This window comes from Flavobacterium aquidurense (assembly GCF_002217195.1).
Classification (GTDB): domain Bacteria; phylum Bacteroidota; class Bacteroidia; order Flavobacteriales; family Flavobacteriaceae; genus Flavobacterium; species Flavobacterium frigidimaris.
This window is the reverse complement of record NZ_MUGR01000083.1, coordinates 1-5,629: the sequence shown is the minus strand read 5'-3', so window position 1 is coordinate 5,629 and position 5,629 is coordinate 1. Positions and strand designations below refer to the sequence as shown.

The following is a 5,629-nucleotide window of genomic DNA, read 5'->3' as shown; positions in this document are numbered from 1 at the left end:
TTGAAAACCCTGTTTCTAACCAAACGGGGTTTTTTGTTTTACAAAATCCTGCAGTTATGTGGGAGCCCCGATAGCTATCGGGGGTCTGTCGCCTTTCTTTTGAAAACCCTGTTTCTAACCAAACGGGGTTTTTTGTTTTATAAAATACTGCAATTATGTGGGAGTCCCGATAGCTATCGGGGGTCTGTCGCCTTTCTTTTGAAAACCCTGTTTCTAACCAAACGGGATTTTTTGTTTTACAAAATCCTGCAGTTATGTGGGAGCCCCGATAGCTATCGGGGGTCTGTTGTCTTTCTTTTGAAAATCCTGTTTCTAACGAAACGGGGTTTTTTGTTTTGAAATTGGTTTGCGGTTTTATCTTTATTTAACCGCAAGGCACGCAAAGGAGTTTTGAATTGTTTGTGAATGCAAAGTTCGCAAAGACTAGCAGCCATCACACTTTGGAATTTATTATAAAAATTATATTTCTAATTGCCCGTAAACCGCGTTAGGGATGGCAGCGGTATCCTTTTGCGGAAAAATAAATTTCTGCGGAGTAAACCAAAACTGTTTCCGCAAAAGATTTAGCGGACAGCCCGGCCCGCAGGGAAACGCTCAAATTATATCTTTTGATGTGCGTATACAAGCTTTAATTGTTTCTAAAGGTATTTATTTTGTCTTTTAGCTTGTGCAATCAATTTTATGACTTCATTCTTGGTGTAAAAATGATAATGCCTTAAATCTTTTGTTTTGTAATTTTGTAATTGCATTTTTTACAGTGCATTTTATAAAATTCATTATCCAATTATAGTGGTAAATTTGTTTTAGCAATAGTTTAGATTATGACGGAATTATTAAATGTAATCAATAGCTTTCAGGTATTAGATTTAGAAACGGAGCAGCTGATCAGAAAATATTTTATTGAAGAAAGATTTAAGAAAAATGAAGTTATTATTCAGGAAGGTAAAATCTGTTCGAAGATTTATTTTATTAAATCGGGATTAGTTCGCAGGTTTTGCCTTGAGGATGGTGAAGAAGTCACAAAATGGATTTATACAGACAATCAGTTTGTGACTTCGTTAACCAGTTATTTTGAACAAAAAATATCTTTTGAAAACTTTCAGGCTTCGGAAGAAACGATAGTGTATTCGCTATCCTATCAGGATGAGTTAACTTTATTGGAATATCCTTTGTTTTCTAAGTTTCATATTAAATTGCTTAGACTTTATCTCTCTAGATTAAACGAGTTTCATCATTTCTACACTTCAATGAGTGCTCAGGAAAAGTATCTCTATCTATTGAATTCATTACCTCAAATTGTTTTAAAAGCAAAGCTGAAAGATGTTGCATCTCTGCTTGGTGTAAGTCCTGAAACTTTAAGCAGAATCAGAGCTCAGATTAATTGACTTTAGGTCAAGAAATAAAATTGAATTCTTGTCAATATTTGTATTCTATTTAAAATACAAGGAATTGAAAAATACTGTTATCGGGAAGAATGCGCTAATTGGAAAAAATGTACATATAGGAAACTTTGCAACTATTGAAAGTGATGTTATTGTTGGAGATAATACTTGTATAGGAAATAATGTAAATCTTTTAAAAGGCACTCGAATTGGAGAAAACTGTCAAATACATGCAGGCGCTATTCTTGGAGGAATCCCGCAAGATTTGAAATATAAAGATGAATATACTTTTTTGACAATTGGAAATGATACGATTATCAGAGAGTTTGTTACTATAAATAAAGGAACTGCATCGAAGAATAAAACTGTAATAGGCGATGGAAATTTAGTAATGGCCAATACTCATATTGGGCACGATTGTTTTATTGGTGATAATTGTATTATCGGCTTTAATGTTGGAATGGCTGGCGAGGTTGTCGTTGGTAATTTTGCAAATATCAGTGGCTTGACGGCCATTCATCAATTCTCGTTAATTGGCGAACATAGTATGGTTAGCGGAATGAGCCGCATTGTAAAGGATGTTCCTCCTTATGTTTTGGCATCGCGTGAACCTTTAAGTTATGTTGGATTGAATGCTGTTGGATTGAAGAGAAGTGGTTTTGAAGTTGATAAATTAAAGGAGCTAAAAGATATTTATCGGATTATTTTTCAGGAAAAAAGGAATACAAGTCTTGCTCTGGAATTGATAGAAAGCAATTTTGCACCAACTAGAGAACGCGATCTTATTATCGATTTTATCAAACGTTCAAAAAGAGGAATTATAAAAGGATATCTTGAGTAGAATGATTTTGTGAATCATAGTAAGTAGGTTGTTGTGATTTTTGATTCTGTAATTGTTCTTTTTGCCAAATGACAAAAAAATAAAAACAACTTTGACTAACTTGCAACTATGATAGAGTTTATAGAATACATATTGCAATTTGGAAGTTTAAATCAGCAGCAAATTGATTTAATTTCTAAAAAAGCAACTGAATTAGAACTTCGAAAAGACGAATATTTTTCAGAAGCAGGTAAAGTTGCACAGCAAGTTGGTTTTGTTTTGGATGGAATCATACGCGTTTGTTATTACAATAATAAAGGTGAAGAAATTACAAAATATTTTATTGACGAAAATAATCTGGTGGTAGATATAGAGAGTTTTGATAATGATATCTGCTCCAATGCTTATGTGCAGGCAATCACAGATTGTAGATTATTGGTTTTTTCGAAAAATGACTGGAGAGAACTGTTAGATACGATTGTGGGCTGGGATGCAATCGTGCATAAAATTATTTCGAAAGCATTGAGGCAAAAAGTAGAAAGAAGAAGTCCTTTGGTTTCTGAAGATGCGACCACGCGTTATTTAATGTTTCTGAAAATTTATCCCAATGTTATCAATCGGGTTCCCTTATCTTATGTTGCTTCCTATTTAGGTATTACACAATCCTCATTAAGCCGAATTAGAAAAAACATACGTTAAATCGCTTTTTGTCAAATGACAAATCATTTTATTTTTAAAGAAATGACCTTTGTTTAATAATTTTAAAATAAGAGAAATGAAGACAGTATTAATTACAGGGGCAAATAGAAGCATTGGTTTAGAGTTAGTAAAAGAGCTTTCAAAAAAAGGATTGTTTGTTTATTTAGGAACAAGAGATCTTGAAAAGGGAAAGGCAGTAGTAAATGAATTAAATCAAAACGGATTTGAAAATATTAAAGCCATTCAGATTGATGTTACAAATCCGGCTTCAATTTCAGAAGCAAAAAGTATTGTCGAAAGCGAACAGGGTAAACTCGATATACTGATTAATAATGCGGGAATTAGTGGTGAATTTCCCCAAAGTGCTTTAGATACATCAATTACAGCTATTCAAAATGTATTTGATACCAATTTCTTTGGTGTAATTAGCGTCACACAAGCGTTTTTAGAACTGCTTAAAAAATCGGAAAGCCCAAGAATTAGTAATATTACTTCAGGTCTTGGATCATTGACTTTGCATAGTGATCCGGATTGGAAGTACTATAATTTTAAATCAGCAAGTTACGGAACATCAAAGGCTGCTTTAAATGCTTATACAATTGTGTTGGCCTATGAATTGAAAGATCTGCCATTTAAAGTAAATGTAATCGATCCTGGTTATACAGCTACAGATTTTAACCATCATAGTGGTCCTGGATCAGTTGAGAGCGCTGCTAATTTTATTATTAAAAATACACTTACAGATGAAAATGCGCCTACAGGACAATTTTTTAGTAATGATATAGAAGATGAAACGGGAATAAGTCCTTGGTAAGATAACAAACAGGATTACATTAAAATTAAAACCTCCAAAATCAATGACTTTGGAGGTTTCTCGTTTTTATTTCTTTTTCCTTAATGAAATAATTGTTTGTAGAATGACGGAAGTCATCACGAAAAATAAGCCAAAATAAAATGAATTACTCATTTCTTTACCTTCATTAAAAAATACAAACGCTAAAATTATAGCATAAATAGGTTCTAAATTAAAAGTAAGATTGGTTGTAAACGCAGGTATTTTTTTTAGTGCTTCTGCAAATAAAACATACAAACCAACGGTACAAAATAATGATAACAAAATCAGATAAAAAAAGTCATTTCCACTTGGAATTAAACTTGTACAAGGAAAGAAAACCAGATATAAAGGCATCAAAACTCCCAGGGCAATTGTACCACCAATCATTTGATAATAGTTTATGATTTTACTATCGTAGGTTTTTACCAATCTTTCATTATAAATAGTATAAAGCGCGGCAAACGCTGATGAGAGGCAGCCCAGTAAAATTCCCGTATGATATGAACTATCAAAATGGAAAATTAAACTAATGCCAACCAAAGTTATAGCACTAAAAAAGAATTGGGAAAAAACAAGTTTGTTTTTATTGAGCAATGGCTCAAAAATGGCAGTAAAAAAGCTTGTTAAGCAATAACAAACTACACCAATTGAAATGTTAGAATACTTGATGCTAGCATAAAAAAAGACCCAATGAATGGTAATAAAAACACCAATTTTAGCAATATTCATTTTTTTCCGAATATTGATTTGAACCACTGTCTTGGTTATCTTAATAAGAAAAAATAAAATAATTGCAGAAAGGAAGGTTCTGTACCAAACCAAAAGTCCTTCGTTAAGAGAAATGAGTTTACCAAAAATACCGGTAAAGCCCGAAAGTAGTACAGCTAAGTGTAACTTTAGATAGGATTTTTTCATGAAAAGTGTCTGCTCGAAACCGAACAAGATTTAATTAATTACTAGTTAAATATGAAGTATGCAGAAACAGATGATGTAATATCAACGTGCAACTTCATCTCATTTTAGAAAGAAATTAAGCTCTTGGCGGAGGAAGACAACCTTTTCTATTCATTGTTTTTTGTTTTTTCAAATGTATGAAAATTATTTAAAACTTGATTTCTTATAGTGCTTTGAAATGTTGTTGTTTCTTGGGGGCAGTTTTGAACAATGCCAAATTTAGTTTTTCTAAGTGGTGTTTTTATTGTTCTTGTAGATTCGTTTTGTGGAAAATTTTGCATTTTAAGAGTTGATATAATCGTAACTGAATATAAATCTAAAGCAGAATGAATTCTGGTGAAATGTTTTTTATATTAGCTGATAAAATCCTGAGAATGCAATAATAAAACGATACGATTTTTATGGCAATTATCTTGGTCAGAAGGTTTGGGATAAAGAGATTTTTGAAGAAAATTGATTAAAGCTGGTGAAATATCAACGTTAAGTGAAGTCACAATATCATAAATGTAAAATCAATTTAAAAAAATGTTTAAAAATAATTGTGGAAATTCTTAATTAGAAAAAAGGTTAAATCTCTTTTTGCTTGAATTGAAAAATCAATCTATTGAATTCAAGTCTAATGAATTTGAATTTTACTGGGAGATTTGGGGAGTCTGGTGGATGTCTTGGTTTATAGAAGTCGATGGAAAATCATTGAACTTTATAGTAAATGATATTTCTAATAAAGACTTAGATGAATTAATAGAAAAGGGCTTTATAAAATTAGTTAAAGTATATTAAAAGGCTGAAATGAAAGATGAGTTTGATCGAAAAAGATACAGGATATTAGAAAATGACAACTAACAGTATGTTTGATATGAAATATTGATTTCTTCTTATTCAGATTATCTAATATTTTTGGTTAATCCCCAATTTTTGCGGGATGAAGTGCAAAACTTG

5 protein-coding genes are annotated in these 5,629 nt (G+C 31.7%); 4 read left to right on the top strand and 1 reads right to left on the bottom strand.

Features of this window, described 5'->3' with window-relative positions; translation table 11 throughout:
• Window positions 1–821 precede the first annotated feature (821 nt).
• The 4 genes from B0A67_RS24700 to B0A67_RS24685 all read left to right on the top strand — a co-directional run bounded on the left by B0A67_RS24700 (window position 822) and on the right by B0A67_RS24685 (window position 3,715).
• The gene (locus B0A67_RS24700; protein ID WP_072965297.1) at window positions 822–1,385 is read left to right on the top strand and encodes a Crp/Fnr family transcriptional regulator; all 564 of its coding nucleotides are present in this window, start codon (window positions 822–824) and stop codon (window positions 1,383–1,385) included.
• Between the two features lie 64 nt (window positions 1,386–1,449).
• Window positions 1,450–2,223 (top strand): acyl-ACP--UDP-N-acetylglucosamine O-acyltransferase, encoded by a 774-nt coding sequence (gene lpxA / locus B0A67_RS24695; protein WP_072965296.1) that lies wholly within the window; start codon window positions 1,450–1,452, stop codon window positions 2,221–2,223.
• Between the two features lie 108 nt (window positions 2,224–2,331).
• Window positions 2,332–2,901, top strand: coding sequence for a Crp/Fnr family transcriptional regulator (locus tag B0A67_RS24690; RefSeq protein ID WP_072965295.1), 570 nt, complete (start codon window positions 2,332–2,334; stop codon window positions 2,899–2,901).
• Window positions 2,902–2,977: 76 nt separating this feature from the next.
• The gene (locus B0A67_RS24685; RefSeq protein WP_072965294.1) at window positions 2,978–3,715 is read left to right on the top strand and encodes an SDR family NAD(P)-dependent oxidoreductase; all 738 of its coding nucleotides are present in this window, start codon (window positions 2,978–2,980) and stop codon (window positions 3,713–3,715) included.
• Between the two features lie 66 nt (window positions 3,716–3,781).
• Here the strand turns inward: B0A67_RS24685 and B0A67_RS24680 are convergent, their stop codons facing one another.
• A complete protein-coding gene (locus B0A67_RS24680) occupies window positions 3,782–4,651 on the bottom strand; it encodes a DMT family transporter (RefSeq protein WP_072965298.1) in 870 nt (289 codons plus the stop codon).
• Window positions 4,652–5,629: the final 978 nt, after the last annotated feature.